Raw genomic sequence first — 12,513 nt, 5'->3', positions numbered from 1 at the left:
GTTGTGGTGACTATATTTTACAAGGACTCAGGCTGTGAGTCTTCTTTTTGATCATTTGTTGCACTTCAATTGTAAATTCGTCGTAGAAAAAATACCCACAATTCCATAATCCACCATGTCATATCCACTATCATCACGATCAACAACGTATAATTTCATCTATTACACTCCCATAATTTAAACAGCCCGCTTGCGTTCCTCGTTAGTTGGCTCCTTGACGATTATCATGGTTAATCATCTGGAATTAAAGCAACATAGTCACCTTTAAACTTTGCATGGGAATAATCAATGCCATGCTTATCAAGATACTTTTTGATGTCCGGAATTGTGTCATAAGCATCTGGCTTCTCTGGATCATCTGACCGGGTAAACATCTTGGAAAAATCATCTTCACTGTTTTCAGGTGCATGACTAATAAATTCTCGATTAGCTTTATAGTAAAATCCATTTGCATCTTTTTCTCCACGAGTACCTGTTGCATACGCAAGAAACAAGCTGATTCCACATCCAGGACAACTCCAGTGGTTAAAGCCAAACTTAACATATGTCACTTTATCGTAACCACACTGTGGACACATAAATTCAGCCTTTACCATATCACCATCTTTAGGCATCCATGTCGGTTTCTTGAAGTCAAACTTAGACTCTGTATTAGATCCCTCAGTCGTTTCGCCTGCGTCTTCTGGAACGAATGTATGTTTTTCCTCACGACCAGTATTTAGTTCATCATTACGACCAGTCACCAACTGATGTGACTTAAAAACTTCCTCAAAACTCAATTCACGAGTTGCTTCAACTATTACAGTCAAATCGTTATTTTCAATCTTTAATTTCATAATTGCTTTCCGTCCTCTTTGGTTGGCTTTTTGTTTGCTTCGGCGTGCTCCTTCATGCGCCGGTGCTTCCGTTTAATCGTTGAACGCTTCTTAGTGTGCTTAGGCATCTTCGTCCTCCGTAATTTCATCTATTTCTACTCGCGGATTTCGTTTATCAACGGCAAATTCGTCCTGGAATCCTGTGATGTGCTTTCGATTGTCGTTGCCTAAAAGCCCAGCCTTCATAAAGCCGTCCAGCACAAACTTTTTAGCAAACGCGATATTATCCGCATCTTTCCGGTTGTTCTTCGTGTACCACGTAAATTTAAGCTTGCAAGGCCAGCTGAATTCGACTCCGGAATTCCGACTAGCCCGCGCATATACACTACATAAGGCCGTGTACCTCTTCTTTAGGTTAGCTGCCGCATACCGATTGGCCCGTTCAGCCTTGATGTACTCATTTAAGCTAGGTAGTTCGCCCTTAATCACGACTTTGCTCATACTTTCGGCACCCGGCTAATGTAATAGCCATTAACGACCCCATTAGACATACTGGCCTGTCTAATCGAAAACTCTGGAGCATCAATCTTCTCGCATAATCGTGCCAGTGTTTGATAGGCGATCACTTCATCAGGATTGTTATACTTCTCAGCACGCCAGTAACCGTTAGTCAGTGGCAGGCTGTATTTGTGGACTAAATCATTTACCCGCTTAAGCTCAATCGACGTACTTTCGGATATCTGTCTGAGAGAATGTTTGCCATGCTTATGTGCTTGCCGAATGGCTTTAATATCTTCACGCTCTCCCTGCTTCGAATCTTGTTTCATACTGGCTAAGTAAGCTTCATCACTGCGTACCTTAGTCCCAGGCTTAACCAGTCTAACCGGAAACGGCCATTCACCAGATTTGTAGTTATGCTGCGTGAGCTTAAACATTTCCGGTTCTGGCCCTATTGCTAGTGGGTGATCGATATCGGGTCTGTCAGCATTAATTACTAGCGCCTGTGTTTCAGTCATGCGCTCACCCCTCTTTGACCATTGACTTCGATTTCAAAAATTTATTAGCAAAATACTGCTGCCCCTTGCCCGTAATTAGGGGCGTAAAGCGTGTCTTTGAACCATGGTTAGTGGTGATCACGGTTTCTCTCACTTCCATGATTCCCAGCTCCATCGCTCGTTGGGTCGGTGAGTTGTAACGTTTCCCCATCGCTATTAGGCAGCCATGAGTTCTTAACCAATCGAACAAGCGGTTTTGACCAGTCTTAATACCGCGCTGGCGTAATACCTTAGCAAAATTGCCAACGCTGATAGAATCGTCTGAGCCCGAAACTGCTTGGCCTAATCTAGCCGGCCCTTGCAACTGTTCATTCTCCATTTTCAGCTGCTCGTTTTCCCTCATCAGAAACCCATATCCACGTTTGACAACCTCCATTGGGCTGTTCCACTTATCTTCAATAGTGATAAAATAACGGCGGTAAATTTGCCCTTGCGGCGTTTGCGACATCATGGACAACTCTTTCGCCATGTTAACGGTTAATGCATAATCTTGAAGCTCACGTTTGGCGCCGTTATTTACAACCGTAACTCCGGTTACACTTGTGAAATCAATGCCCTCGACAAACATGCTAAAGTTTTGATCAACCCATTTACTAAATCGGGTTGTTAATTCCAGGCCTTTGTGTAGATCCCGGGCAGACACTAACTGCCGTCCATCTTTTTCAGTGATTTTAATCAATTCATTCATGCGCTCACCTCCGTTTGCAATCCTTGTCTAGCTTGCTCTAGATCAATAAAATACTCGGCTGGCTTACCCCAACACTGGGTCAAATCAAAATTTAAGCCATCCCGCTGATATTCAATAATTAAAACCTCGAGTGCAAATAGCTTGTACTCATGAGCGCACACCTCATCTTGCGCACTACCACCGGCCTTTAAATGCCGCTTCATGCGCTGCTTAGTCCAATGCAGTGCCGACGATTCATAGGCATGGTTAGCGGCCAATTTGACTAGTTGGTTACCCCAATTCATTTAGCTTCCTCCTGACTGTTCATGAACGCTAGGAACGCCTCGTCACTCATATCGTCCTGCTGGTTATCACTTGAGTTTGGCTTAGAATCCGCCTGAGAAGCACCGCTTTGCATCCACTTTGGCGTAACTTCTTTACGGCGTGGCTTTGAATAGCCACTAGGTTTTCTTTCACTCTTCATGCGGTCGTCATGATTAGCAGCAGCCTTTTTAGCCTGCTCTAACGTCGTAATATTTCGTTTCTTCCAACCCGCAACAATTGCACGAACGTATTTCAAACATGCATTAGATTTAATCTGATGTTCTCCAGCAACCCAAATTGCATAGGCAATCACCTCAGGCTTGAACTCTTCCAGCCATTCATCAATCTCAGGTCGGGCAATACCATTTGGAAATCCCCACAGGTTGGTCCAGTCGTTAATGACCTGCTCGCGCGTCACGCCCGCGTCATCATCATAAGAGTCAGTATCAGTCAAGTCAGGGTCAGTACTAGTAAGTTCTTTATGTTCTACTGGTTGACCTCCACCTTGCCCAACCGGTTGACCTACTTCATCTAAACCAGTTGGCCTACTTTTATGACTTGTAGTTGGGTTACTGGTTGGGTAACCAGCTGACCTACTATATAAATTAATAATGCGATATTCAGGTGGTTTAACATTTTTCTTGCCTCTAGCATATTTAATTAGTCCTAGTTGTACTAATGAGTTGCGTGCTTTATCGAGGCCGGGTTCGGATAGTCCTGTCAGACTGAGTAATGCCGAATTTTTCATGCGAAACTGAACGTCCAACTTGCCTTCGTCGTTCGCATAGTCTAGTAACTCGCGATACAGATTATTTTGGCCGTTAGAGACACTCGCTTCATACATCTTAAAATTACGGTACGCTCGTCGTTGTTTGAAGTAATCCAAATTCGTCCCTCCTTTACTAATGGGCCTTTCACCCATTCGGTGGATTCAGTCACTGCTGCATTCAAGCCAATTCGAATGTCATTTGATTAAAATGGTAGATCGTCGTTGCTGATAGTGATTTGGTCACTAGCACTTGGTGTCGCTTGCTTGTGTGACGGTTGTTGCTGCTGGCCCTGATTACTCATTCGTTCTGGCAGGTCAAAGTCTGTAACGTTGACTCCCAACTGCGTTTGGCCGTTGTATTCATCAACTTCAAACGTACCTGTTACCAGAACGTGATTTCCTTTATGGAAATATCGCTCAATCGTTCCAGCCCGCTTACCCCAGACCGCACATCGAAACCAGTCAGTGCCATAGTTGCCTTGATCATCTGGGCGATTCTGTCTTACTGCTAAACTAAAGTTAGCAACTTGCATACCGCTTTGCGTTTGTCGCACTTCAGGGTCCTTACCTAAGTTTCCCGAAATAGTGATTTGTCTCATGCTGATTGGTCCTCCTTGTCAACGTACGAATCTAATTTATTAGTAACCAACTCAATTAACGTGTTAGCACTACTGTGTGTCAGCTTATCAACGCTGCCAACCTTCTTGAAATAAGCTTTAGCAACAAATTCCTTATCCTTGTTTGTCACACCCGCCAGAGCTTCAAACAGTCTGTCTAGGCGGTCCTTTTGCTGGCTATTAATAAGCGGCTCACCATCAGTTGCATTGCTGTCGGTTGCATCCGGATCTTCTTCCTGGTCAGTGATGTTAAACAGCTGTTTGTAGAAGTACTTCTGAGCACTCGTACAAGCTTTAGCCATCGCTTTCTCACCGCTATCTTGGCCACTTCCGGGCATTGAACCTGTCTGTGACTCTGAACCGTCTGTGATTAAGAACGTCCCCATGACGTCAACAAAGTGGTTTGAACCGCCCTTCTTGCTGGCTTTATCATATTGATTGATAATCTCGTAATTCGGGATAATTCGAATTCCAACACCTTGGATTGCGTGCTCAACCGCAGCTTTGATAGCTCCTTCGGATTGAAATTCATAGTTCTGGAAACTATTCTTACCGTCTTTATGAACCGCGCCAATTGACTTAGCAGCCTCATTAAGTTTCTGCATCAGATTAAGCTTCTCATTCATCCTTAGTCCTCCTTAGCTTTTACGGAAATTTTGGGCTTTTTGAGCGATCCATAATACCCCGGCAGCGCCTTAAGGCTTGAGTCCATGATCTTTCCATCAGGAGTTACATAGAACTCGCCACTTGCTAGCCGATTTTTGATTTCGGTCTCATTCACGCTTCGGGACGTCTTAATTAAGGTATCGTCAAAACGCTCAAAGACCGCTGTAAGCTCTTTTGGTGTTGCATCTTTATCTCGCTCAAGGTTCCAGTTACGAGACGTACTAGGGTTAACGGTGCCAATTTTGAAGCGAAAGAACTCAGTATCAACTTGTTCTTGATCACCCATTGCCATTCGCTGTAATTCTTGTAGTTGGTCAATTTGCTCATCTACCGTCTTGATGGCCTTTCGATACTTATCAACTTCCATTTGCGGTCTTAGCATGGCCTTTTTAAAAGCCTTCTTATCTCGGGTAGCCTGCTCAAGCTTGGCTTCCATTTCATCGAGCGTCATGCCCGCAGTTTCTTCTTTAATCATTCTCATCGTCCTCCTCATCAGCAATGACGCCACTTTCAATTAACTCTTCCTGAGTGGGTTCATCATCACGCCAGCCTTCCGCAGCTTCTTCTTGGTCAATTAACCAACTATCGTAGCCGTTCATTTCGTCCACCTCCGTGTCAAACGTTGTCTTAGTGACTGTTTCGGAGTACAATAGAACTCGAAAATGAATTTATTAAGCGTCTTAGCTGCACGGGTACTTCCGATACTCGAGCAGCTTTTTTCGTACTCAAATTTAGGCTTTAACGATACATATTGCGCAATGGACGCTTGCAATCCTTCCAGATTATTGATAATGATTGGTACTGGGTGATAGTCCACCGTGTAGTCTGGCAGATTAATTACTTCATTCGCCATTATTCAAGCCCCCGTAATTCGTTCAATTCTGTTTCACTCTTATCCAACATCTTGTACAACTTGGTCAGCGATTCGCCATCACTGATCCAAACACTGTTGATAACATGCTTTAGAAACTTGATGTGATTTTTCACGATTTCTTCCATATATCATTTCCTCCTAAATTCCAAACCAACTAGCAACTTCATGACGCTTGAACCACAATGCAGTTAACACGCAGCCTACTAATGCTCCTTCAATCATTGCTATTTCCTCCTTACGCTCGTATTTGGTTGTCAGACATCCAATTCTCTAAAGCTTTTTGTGAAAATGAATCTTTTGTCCCCTTCTTGAAATGCGGAAATCCAGGCTGATAGTAATAAAAATCTTTTAATGTATCCACACTGCATCCAAGCATACTAGCGGCTTGCTGTTGGTTTAATCCCTGATCCGGTGTGTAATACTTCTTCACCAGCACTTCCAGTTGTGGCATGATTCTATCAGCTACAGCAACGGCTACAGCATCAATAAACTCAGCGTCATCATTTTGCGTTGAGATCATCATCTCTATCACTCCTTCCTATGTTTTCTTTAAACTATTTGATATCTGTGCTTTTTAAGATACATTTCACGATCACGACAATGTTTTTGAATCTCAGGCGTATCCCAGCCAATATGTTCTCCAATTACAACTTCTAAGGCCAAACTGTATTTTGTTAAATCATACAGTTGGTTAAAGGCCTCTTCCGGATCGTGAAAGTCATTTAAGCTTTTAATTGGCCTACCAAATTCATCACTGGCATTCATCAGTGCTTGGCTGGCCTGTTTGGCTTCTTCCAGAACTCGATCTTCCATACTGCTAGGTGTCAAGTAAAGGTATTTGCCGTCCACGCTAGGCGGAATAAGGCCATTTGATAGCTGGTTCAAAATATCGATCAGCAAGTGACCACTTTGCTTTGGTACCGCTTCTAATAGTGACTCAACTTGCTCATATTGAAGATTAGCTTTACCACTTCGTAGCTTTGAAATTAATGGTTGTGAGTATTTCATTCGGCTTGCCAAGCTCACCGTTGAAACCCTACTTGCCTTCATTGGATAAACCAATTTACCGCCTATATTTGCGGCTCGATTCATAATTGTTTCTGACATATAACTAACCTACATTTCTATTAAAGTATCTTTGATTGCTTTTATTTGTTGTTGGCGCACTTTTGAAAACCACTTTTCAACATCTTCATCGGGCATAGTTACTGCCGTCATGTTTACGAATTGAGCCGTTAAGTTTGGTTGTTTATCAATAATGTAGTCAAGTTGTTGGCGCCGACTGTACTTCGTATCATTATTCATGTTCTTGCCTCCTTACATTTCATATCAGACATGTTTCTATAACTCATGCTTGAGCCATAATATAAATAGTGAGTTACAAACCACCGTTCTTTGAAAAGTTAATAGTTTTATTCACTCCTTATGCGATAATTGAGCATAAGGAGGTGATATTTATGGCTGATCAACATGTCGTCCCTGATGGAAAGGGCGGTTGGAATGTTAAAGGTGCTGGCAATTCACGAGCTACTGCCAACTTCAACAATAAAAGTGAAGCGGAAAAAGTGGCCCGTCGTATTTCTAACAACCAACATTCTGAATTAGTTATTCATAACCGTGATGGTAAAATCTCTCGTAAAGATAGTCATGGTCATGATCCACATCCCCCTAAGGGTTAATCCTTATGTGGGTATGCTTTAACTAAATATCCGGTAGCAGGGGTTGCATCGTCAGTGTTGATCTCTGCTACTTTTTTGCCTTCTGTCGTAGTAACCACAATTCGATCCCAAAATTTGCTATTTAACATGGTTCCATCAAAATCTGGATCGCTTGCTGGATGAATAATTACAACTGGTGTTTCTTCTTTCTCACTCATTTTGCCGCCTCCTTTGTCAATTTGTATGCTTTCGCCGATATGATACGTTTGGTATCTTTATCTGGCAAAAAAATATCAGGAAACAAAATTTCTGGTTTAACCTCAAAAAGATATGAAAATTTAGCAATTAATTTGCTACTAGGGTTACGTGATCCATTTTCTATGCTTCTAACAGTTATTTCCGCAATATCAAGTAATTTTGCAACACTGTTTTGAGACCAACCATTCCTATTTCTTTCTGCAATAAGTCGCTCACGCTTCATTTTTGCACCTCCAAATCCGATACATATCGTATCAACAACTATTATAATAAACGATACTTTAAGTATCGTCAAGTGATTCTGGAAACTTTTTGTATCATTTATTGAAACCGATACGCAATGTATCTATACTGATACATATAATATCTATTAAGAAAGGGGGTGGCACTATGGCATCTTCAGGAATCGGGAATCGTTTAAAAGAACTACGAAATATGCAAGGCAAAACACAAGATGAGGTTGCAAAATCAATTGGTATCAGTAGAGCTCGATATTCACATTTAGAAAATGAACGTAACGAACCCGACAATGAATTACTCAGGCTTCTTGCTAGCTATTATGAAGTATCCACTGACTATCTTCTTGGAAATAGCGAAAAGAATCATAAATCACCAGACTGGGCTACCGAAGCCGATCGCATTGACTTAGACAAGCTTCTCCAGTCAAATACGCCTATGGGATATGGTGGAATGAGTATGGCACCCGAGGATAAAGAAAAAGTCCGTAATGTTATTGAAGGCATTTACTGGGATCGTTTGAAAAAAATACGCGAAGAAGGAAAAAAGTAGGTGTTTGTATGCGATACGACACGTATCTTAAGGTAGAACAACTTGCACAATCCTTCGGAACGTATGATCCATTTGCGATTGCAGATAGATTAGGATTCGAAGTTCACTTTGAGGACATTGGGGCAAATATGGGGGTCTGTACTCCAATATTGGGAATCACAGATATAGTAATTAGCGATAGTCTTCGTGATTCGCCGGCCAGGCTTCCAGTTATGGCCCATGAATTATGCCATGGCATTGAGGACACGGCCTGTGTGTCTTGGTACACACTTGGAGACTACCAGAAGAATAGCGCTGAGTACAAGGCCAATGCTTTTGCATGCCAAGAATTGGCGAAGCTATATGAAGAGCAATACGATGAATTACCTGATAGCTTCAATGCGCTAAAAAATGCATACGGGTTACCAGATGAATTTATGGAATTTTTCTCATTTGCTTAATTGCTGATCACACAGAACTATTTAAGAAATGATTCATTGGAGGAGAAACTGAAATGAGAAAGTTTATAGTGACTATCAGTTTATTAGCACTGACTTTTCTTGTTAGTGGCTGTATAAATCAATCTACAACTAAAATTAAACTTAACAAAACTACATTTACCCCAGCCGAGACAATACGAGGCAAGGCAACGCCAGGATCAACTATTACTTTTAAGAATAAAAGGGACAAAGTAACAACTAAAACTAATGATGATGGTCGTTTTTTTGAGGGTGACCTTAATACAGGAAAATACGATGTAACAGCTAGTTTTGCTGGTAAAAAAAGTAAAACTACTACAATACATGTTAAAGAGAGTGACTCACTGGACGCATACGGGGAAAGTGAAGATTTCTCTAAATGGGAATCTGAAAACAAAGAAGATGATAGTGATTATTCAAGTTCTACATCTGATTCTTCAGAAACGGCAAGTGAGTCTGAGTCTGAATCACGTTATGCATCGTCTGTAGATGAAAGTACTTTTTCCAGTTCTTCAAATGGGATATCCGACATCGCAATCGAAGATACCATCAAACAGCATGTTTCTAATGTAAAGGTAAAAGAAGTCAGCGGTGAATACCATAAGCCAGTAACTACCGGCATTGATATAAATGTCAAAGACAGCTCTGACTACTATGATGAAGGTGCTTATAAAAAAGACGCCTACCATATTCTGCTAGCTATTAAGGATGATTATGGCTTTTCTGATTTCAAAAACATTGCTATCACCTTTTACATGGATGGCGATGCACTGGTAAAGAGTTCCTTTGACCAATCAGCACTCAAACAAATCAACCATAAAGATAGTAACTACTATAATATTGATTCGGTCGCTACCGAATGGAACGCAGATAACTTGAATGCCAAGTATTGACTAAGCCCCTGCCTGGGCTTTCACGCGAGCGTAGTTCAACGGTAGAACAGTACTCCTTTGAATTGCTAACTAGATAATTTCAGATGTAGGTTCGACTCCTGCCGCTCGCATTTAAAACTTAATTGGACCTTTAGCTCAGTTGGTTAGAGCAGACGGCTCATAACCGTCCGGTCGTTGGTTCGAGCCCAACAAGGTCCATTTACATGAGCCTTTAGATTATTTAAGTTAGAACGCAAAATGCAAGATTGGAGATATTAAATGTTAGTAGTATATGGACATATAAAAGACAGGGAAGATTTCATATTGCACAACAAACCAATTATTAATGGAGATTATTCAATTGGAATTGACTTTGAAGTCGTTGTTGATGCAGTATCTTTAGACACAAAGGCAATGCCAATTGAGGAATCAAACGCCCTCATACTTGACCAAATTAATAAAAAATATCACACAGACTTTCGAATTAATTCTTCTTTTATCAATCCCCTTCACATAAAAGAATTGATAAGTTCAGATGCAAAAATAATCAACAAAGTAAATGATGATATTTTTGCATACCAGTATAGTGAAGCACGGGCACTAATAGATAAAAAATATTATTTAGGAGCAGCCTGTGTTTTTGGAGTTGCATTAGAGCGAGTCTGTATATTGATCGCCCAACACAATAATTTGAAGATTAAAGAAGACAAAACTGAACTTGGATTCTTTGCATACAAATTATTCAACGCCAAGATTATTAGTGATGCATTTAAAAAGCGCTTATTGGGAGCTGCAAAATTCAGGAATTTGTCAGCTCATTCTAATGGACAAGCGGTAAAGAGTGATGCTTTGACATTAGATGCTGTAATTAATGATTTAGTAGACGAATATTTATAAGTCACAGGTGTTAAAATCATTCCAATCTATTTTGAATGTATTCTCATGGTCATATCCATCTATTTTCTTTAATAACCTATAAATATCTCCCGAATCCTTAGTATCAATATCTCCTGAATACGTGCTCAATAAAACATAAAGCAAGTTTTCCTTAATTAGCTTAATATCATTATTGGTGAGTAACAGTTGCACATTTAACACCTTCCTTTTATGCGGTGCGTTGAACTAATCTAAATGTATTATACCAAATCTGGAAGCTACCTAACCGTTTTTTGCGAGTGTAGTTTAGTGGTAAAACGACAGCCTTCCAAGCTGTAGTCGCGGGTCCGATTCCCGTCACTCGCTTAGTACCCCTTTATTGGGGTATACATTTTGAGCTCAAAAGAACATACGTTCAAATAATTCTAATTGGAGGACTGATGAGTATGCCACGACAATGGAAACCTTTAAAACGTCACCCTGGAATCTACGAATATGAAACAAAACGAGGAAAAAAATACGGAATTCGCCGCTCTTATACCGATATTAACCATAAATACCGCACTTGGAGCAAATCTGGTTTTATAACTTGGCGAGATGCTGATATTGAATTAAAAAAATTCGAAGTAACGCTTGGAACTGGACAAATCACCGCATCAATTTCAGACACAATTACGCTTCAAGCTTACTTTGATAAACTTCTAAAGCGAAATATCGACCTGAAACTCTGGCGACCAGCTACCATTACTCAGAAAAAAAACTACTGGAACAATCAATTAAAGCCTGTTTTCGGTAATCAGAAAATCAATGAAATCACTAGGCAAAGTTATCAAAATTTTATCGATCAAATGATCAAAGATGGTTATGCCAAGAACACTATTATTACAACCAATTCTGTAATGCAAATATTGATGAATGATGCTGCCCGGAATGATGTGATTGTGAAAAACAAGTTGAGTGGTATCTCAATTGATGGTGGCAAATCACCGTCATCAAAAACAATCACTGAAAACCAGTATAACCAACTCATGGCCGTAGCACCTAGTGTCTTGTCAAAGTACCAATACTGCATGTTAGCCCTGCTAACGCTTGGGGAACGACGTGAAGAGCTTATGGGACTACAATTCAGTTCTTTTAAATTCTCACAATGGAATGACGAAGAAGTTTGCGCAATACAATTTAAGAAGGGGCGTACTAATGCAGAACCAGACGGCGGTGACTTAAAGAATAACTCAAGCTACCGCACAATATATGTACGTGGTGAAATGCTCGATATTTGCCATTACGCCATCACCTATAGTCAAAATATTTATTCAAAGACCCATAGAAACATTAATGATGAAAGTTTTTTATTTGTAAATGAAAAGACAGGTATGCCAATGGGAGTACAGCAAGCAAATAAGGTTTTGAATAAAGTGGGTGAAGCAGCTGGAATTCATATTACCCCTCACATATTCCGGCATTATTTTGCTACCATGGCACTCACCAATGGACAAGTTGCAACTGATGTCATGCACTGGTTAGGCCACTCATCTTTGCAAATGACTCAAAGTTACACTCGGGAAAATGTTCGTGGTGCACTTAATGTCTTTAATGGCATGGCTCCCACTCTACTAGGAGATTCAGACGATGAACATCAAAGTTTGTGAAAATTCTGGTACAAAAAATTATGTACCAGAATTTGTACCGGAATCGTATCGGGATGTACCTGATTCTGTCGTAAATAAAACACAAAAAAATCCGGAAACACCGTCATTACAACGATGTTTCCGGATTAATAACGTTACTCTAAGTATTTGACTACTTAAGGGTAAC

22 protein-coding genes and 3 tRNA genes are annotated in these 12,513 nt (G+C 40.7%); 9 read left to right on the top strand and 16 right to left on the bottom strand.

The window, feature by feature from the left end; all coding sequences use genetic code 11:
- Positions 1 to 230: 230 nt before the first annotated feature.
- The 14 genes from ACOV1R_RS14660 to ACOV1R_RS14595 all read right to left on the bottom strand — a co-directional run bounded on the left by ACOV1R_RS14660 (position 231) and on the right by ACOV1R_RS14595 (position 7,092).
- On the bottom strand, positions 231 to 836 hold the full coding sequence (locus ACOV1R_RS14660; protein WP_217203217.1) for a hypothetical protein: 606 nt from the start codon (positions 834 to 836) through the stop codon (positions 231 to 233).
- Positions 837 to 935: 99 nt separating this feature from the next.
- Complete coding sequence (locus ACOV1R_RS14655) at positions 936 to 1,316, bottom strand: endodeoxyribonuclease (protein ID WP_013355743.1); 381 nt, start codon at positions 1,314 to 1,316, stop codon at positions 936 to 938.
- Positions 1,313 to 1,831, bottom strand: coding sequence for a hypothetical protein (locus ACOV1R_RS14650; RefSeq protein WP_217203215.1), 519 nt, complete (start codon positions 1,829 to 1,831; stop codon positions 1,313 to 1,315). The genes ACOV1R_RS14655 and ACOV1R_RS14650 overlap by 4 nt, the downstream gene beginning before the upstream one ends.
- Before the next feature lie 4 nt (positions 1,832 to 1,835).
- Positions 1,836 to 2,558: a phage antirepressor KilAC domain-containing protein gene (locus ACOV1R_RS14645; protein WP_217203213.1), complete on the bottom strand. Its 723-nt coding sequence runs from the start codon at positions 2,556 to 2,558 to the stop codon at positions 1,836 to 1,838.
- Positions 2,555 to 2,842 (bottom strand): hypothetical protein, encoded by a 288-nt coding sequence (locus tag ACOV1R_RS14640; protein WP_013355745.1) that lies wholly within the window; start codon positions 2,840 to 2,842, stop codon positions 2,555 to 2,557. The genes ACOV1R_RS14645 and ACOV1R_RS14640 overlap by 4 nt, the downstream gene beginning before the upstream one ends.
- Entirely contained in the window at positions 2,839 to 3,747 is a 909-nt protein-coding gene (locus ACOV1R_RS14635; RefSeq protein ID WP_217203211.1) for a DnaD domain protein, read from the bottom strand. The genes ACOV1R_RS14640 and ACOV1R_RS14635 overlap by 4 nt, the downstream gene beginning before the upstream one ends.
- Before the next feature lie 86 nt (positions 3,748 to 3,833).
- The gene (locus ACOV1R_RS14630) at positions 3,834 to 4,229 is read right to left on the bottom strand and encodes a single-stranded DNA-binding protein (protein WP_072535447.1); all 396 of its coding nucleotides are present in this window, start codon (positions 4,227 to 4,229) and stop codon (positions 3,834 to 3,836) included.
- Positions 4,226 to 4,873, bottom strand: a complete 648-nt coding sequence (locus ACOV1R_RS14625; protein ID WP_217203209.1) for an ERF family protein — start codon at positions 4,871 to 4,873, stop codon at positions 4,226 to 4,228. The genes ACOV1R_RS14630 and ACOV1R_RS14625 overlap by 4 nt, the downstream gene beginning before the upstream one ends.
- A 2-nt stretch (positions 4,874 to 4,875) precedes the next feature.
- Positions 4,876 to 5,388: a hypothetical protein gene (locus ACOV1R_RS14620; RefSeq protein WP_217203207.1), complete on the bottom strand. Its 513-nt coding sequence runs from the start codon at positions 5,386 to 5,388 to the stop codon at positions 4,876 to 4,878.
- Positions 5,381 to 5,512, bottom strand: coding sequence for a hypothetical protein (locus ACOV1R_RS14615; protein ID WP_152705370.1), 132 nt, complete (start codon positions 5,510 to 5,512; stop codon positions 5,381 to 5,383). Before ACOV1R_RS14615 ends, ACOV1R_RS14620 begins: the two co-directional genes overlap by 8 nt.
- A 253-nt stretch (positions 5,513 to 5,765) precedes the next feature.
- Positions 5,766 to 5,912: a hypothetical protein gene (locus ACOV1R_RS14610; protein WP_164971152.1), complete on the bottom strand. Its 147-nt coding sequence runs from the start codon at positions 5,910 to 5,912 to the stop codon at positions 5,766 to 5,768.
- A 110-nt stretch (positions 5,913 to 6,022) separates the two neighbouring features.
- The gene (locus tag ACOV1R_RS14605) at positions 6,023 to 6,310 is read right to left on the bottom strand and encodes a DNA-binding protein (RefSeq protein ID WP_208226805.1); all 288 of its coding nucleotides are present in this window, start codon (positions 6,308 to 6,310) and stop codon (positions 6,023 to 6,025) included.
- 26 nt (positions 6,311 to 6,336) lie between these two features.
- Positions 6,337 to 6,894, bottom strand: coding sequence for a hypothetical protein (locus ACOV1R_RS14600; RefSeq protein WP_208226806.1), 558 nt, complete (start codon positions 6,892 to 6,894; stop codon positions 6,337 to 6,339).
- A 9-nt stretch (positions 6,895 to 6,903) separates the two neighbouring features.
- A complete protein-coding gene (locus ACOV1R_RS14595) occupies positions 6,904 to 7,092 on the bottom strand; it encodes a hypothetical protein (RefSeq protein WP_217203206.1) in 189 nt (62 codons plus the stop codon).
- A 152-nt stretch (positions 7,093 to 7,244) separates the two neighbouring features.
- Between ACOV1R_RS14595 and ACOV1R_RS14590 the strand changes: the two genes are divergently transcribed.
- The gene (locus tag ACOV1R_RS14590; protein ID WP_062688292.1) at positions 7,245 to 7,466 is read left to right on the top strand and encodes a DUF2188 domain-containing protein; all 222 of its coding nucleotides are present in this window, start codon (positions 7,245 to 7,247) and stop codon (positions 7,464 to 7,466) included.
- Here ACOV1R_RS14590 and ACOV1R_RS14585 read toward each other — a convergent pair.
- Together ACOV1R_RS14585 and ACOV1R_RS14580 are read right to left on the bottom strand one after the other, a co-directional pair.
- Positions 7,463 to 7,663 (bottom strand): hypothetical protein, encoded by a 201-nt coding sequence (locus tag ACOV1R_RS14585; protein ID WP_061468338.1) that lies wholly within the window; start codon positions 7,661 to 7,663, stop codon positions 7,463 to 7,465. The genes ACOV1R_RS14590 and ACOV1R_RS14585 overlap by 4 nt on opposite strands.
- Positions 7,660 to 7,926, bottom strand: coding sequence for a helix-turn-helix transcriptional regulator (locus tag ACOV1R_RS14580; protein ID WP_046811056.1), 267 nt, complete (start codon positions 7,924 to 7,926; stop codon positions 7,660 to 7,662). Before ACOV1R_RS14580 ends, ACOV1R_RS14585 begins: the two co-directional genes overlap by 4 nt.
- Before the next feature lie 167 nt (positions 7,927 to 8,093).
- Here ACOV1R_RS14580 and ACOV1R_RS14575 point away from each other — a divergent pair, with 167 nt between their 5' ends.
- The 8 genes from ACOV1R_RS14575 (at position 8,094) to ACOV1R_RS14540 (ending at position 12,347) form a co-directional block, all read left to right on the top strand.
- Positions 8,094 to 8,492, top strand: a complete 399-nt coding sequence (locus ACOV1R_RS14575; protein WP_072557398.1) for a helix-turn-helix domain-containing protein — start codon at positions 8,094 to 8,096, stop codon at positions 8,490 to 8,492.
- 8 nt (positions 8,493 to 8,500) lie between these two features.
- The gene (locus tag ACOV1R_RS14570) at positions 8,501 to 8,932 is read left to right on the top strand and encodes an ImmA/IrrE family metallo-endopeptidase (RefSeq protein ID WP_217203200.1); all 432 of its coding nucleotides are present in this window, start codon (positions 8,501 to 8,503) and stop codon (positions 8,930 to 8,932) included.
- Between the two features lie 53 nt (positions 8,933 to 8,985).
- Positions 8,986 to 9,843, top strand: coding sequence for a carboxypeptidase-like regulatory domain-containing protein (locus ACOV1R_RS14565; RefSeq protein ID WP_217203199.1), 858 nt, complete (start codon positions 8,986 to 8,988; stop codon positions 9,841 to 9,843).
- Positions 9,844 to 9,867: 24 nt separating this feature from the next.
- Positions 9,868 to 9,953 (top strand) — tRNA-OTHER (locus tag ACOV1R_RS14560).
- A 14-nt stretch (positions 9,954 to 9,967) separates the two neighbouring features.
- Positions 9,968 to 10,041, top strand: a tRNA-Ile gene (locus tag ACOV1R_RS14555).
- Between the two features lie 60 nt (positions 10,042 to 10,101).
- Positions 10,102 to 10,719 (top strand): hypothetical protein, encoded by a 618-nt coding sequence (locus tag ACOV1R_RS14550; protein WP_065980382.1) that lies wholly within the window; start codon positions 10,102 to 10,104, stop codon positions 10,717 to 10,719.
- A gap of 274 nt (positions 10,720 to 10,993) precedes the next feature.
- Positions 10,994 to 11,064, top strand: a tRNA-Gly gene (locus ACOV1R_RS14545).
- An 80-nt stretch (positions 11,065 to 11,144) separates the two neighbouring features.
- A complete protein-coding gene (locus ACOV1R_RS14540; protein ID WP_217203197.1) occupies positions 11,145 to 12,347 on the top strand; it encodes a tyrosine-type recombinase/integrase in 1,203 nt (400 codons plus the stop codon).
- Positions 12,348 to 12,513: the final 166 nt, after the last annotated feature.

This window comes from Lactiplantibacillus sp. YT640 (genome assembly GCF_049745435.1).
Lineage (GTDB): Bacteria > Bacillota > Bacilli > Lactobacillales > Lactobacillaceae > Lactiplantibacillus > Lactiplantibacillus plantarum.
Note: the sequence above shows the minus strand (reverse complement) of the source record. Positions and strands in the feature narration are given on the sequence as shown.

What these genes read in the sequence shown, in the direction of transcription:
- ACOV1R_RS14575 (WP_072557398.1), top strand. Translation starts at nt 8,094, where the DNA reads ATGGCATCTTCAGGAATCGGGAATCGTTTAAAAGAACTACGAAATATG.
- ACOV1R_RS14650 (WP_217203215.1), bottom strand. Translation starts at nt 1,831, where the DNA reads ATGACTGAAACACAGGCGCTAGTAATTAATGCTGACAGACCCGATATC.
- ACOV1R_RS14540 (WP_217203197.1), top strand. Translation starts at nt 11,145, where the DNA reads ATGCCACGACAATGGAAACCTTTAAAACGTCACCCTGGAATCTACGAA.
- ACOV1R_RS14580 (WP_046811056.1), bottom strand. Translation starts at nt 7,926, where the DNA reads ATGAAGCGTGAGCGACTTATTGCAGAAAGAAATAGGAATGGTTGGTCT.
- ACOV1R_RS14605 (WP_208226805.1), bottom strand. Translation starts at nt 6,310, where the DNA reads ATGATGATCTCAACGCAAAATGATGACGCTGAGTTTATTGATGCTGTA.
- ACOV1R_RS14615 (WP_152705370.1), bottom strand. Translation starts at nt 5,512, where the DNA reads ATGAACGGCTACGATAGTTGGTTAATTGACCAAGAAGAAGCTGCGGAA.
- ACOV1R_RS14565 (WP_217203199.1), top strand. Translation starts at nt 8,986, where the DNA reads ATGAGAAAGTTTATAGTGACTATCAGTTTATTAGCACTGACTTTTCTT.
- ACOV1R_RS14600 (WP_208226806.1), bottom strand. Translation starts at nt 6,894, where the DNA reads ATGTCAGAAACAATTATGAATCGAGCCGCAAATATAGGCGGTAAATTG.
- ACOV1R_RS14655 (WP_013355743.1), bottom strand. Translation starts at nt 1,316, where the DNA reads ATGAGCAAAGTCGTGATTAAGGGCGAACTACCTAGCTTAAATGAGTAC.
- ACOV1R_RS14590 (WP_062688292.1), top strand. Translation starts at nt 7,245, where the DNA reads ATGGCTGATCAACATGTCGTCCCTGATGGAAAGGGCGGTTGGAATGTT.
- ACOV1R_RS14610 (WP_164971152.1), bottom strand. Translation starts at nt 5,912, where the DNA reads ATGGAAGAAATCGTGAAAAATCACATCAAGTTTCTAAAGCATGTTATC.
- ACOV1R_RS14640 (WP_013355745.1), bottom strand. Translation starts at nt 2,842, where the DNA reads ATGAATTGGGGTAACCAACTAGTCAAATTGGCCGCTAACCATGCCTAT.
- ACOV1R_RS14625 (WP_217203209.1), bottom strand. Translation starts at nt 4,873, where the DNA reads ATGAATGAGAAGCTTAATCTGATGCAGAAACTTAATGAGGCTGCTAAG.
- ACOV1R_RS14620 (WP_217203207.1), bottom strand. Translation starts at nt 5,388, where the DNA reads ATGATTAAAGAAGAAACTGCGGGCATGACGCTCGATGAAATGGAAGCC.
- ACOV1R_RS14585 (WP_061468338.1), bottom strand. Translation starts at nt 7,663, where the DNA reads ATGAGTGAGAAAGAAGAAACACCAGTTGTAATTATTCATCCAGCAAGC.
- ACOV1R_RS14595 (WP_217203206.1), bottom strand. Translation starts at nt 7,092, where the DNA reads ATGAATAATGATACGAAGTACAGTCGGCGCCAACAACTTGACTACATT.
- ACOV1R_RS14630 (WP_072535447.1), bottom strand. Translation starts at nt 4,229, where the DNA reads ATGAGACAAATCACTATTTCGGGAAACTTAGGTAAGGACCCTGAAGTG.
- ACOV1R_RS14550 (WP_065980382.1), top strand. Translation starts at nt 10,102, where the DNA reads ATGTTAGTAGTATATGGACATATAAAAGACAGGGAAGATTTCATATTG.
- ACOV1R_RS14645 (WP_217203213.1), bottom strand. Translation starts at nt 2,558, where the DNA reads ATGAATGAATTGATTAAAATCACTGAAAAAGATGGACGGCAGTTAGTG.
- ACOV1R_RS14660 (WP_217203217.1), bottom strand. Translation starts at nt 836, where the DNA reads ATGAAATTAAAGATTGAAAATAACGATTTGACTGTAATAGTTGAAGCA.
- ACOV1R_RS14570 (WP_217203200.1), top strand. Translation starts at nt 8,501, where the DNA reads ATGCGATACGACACGTATCTTAAGGTAGAACAACTTGCACAATCCTTC.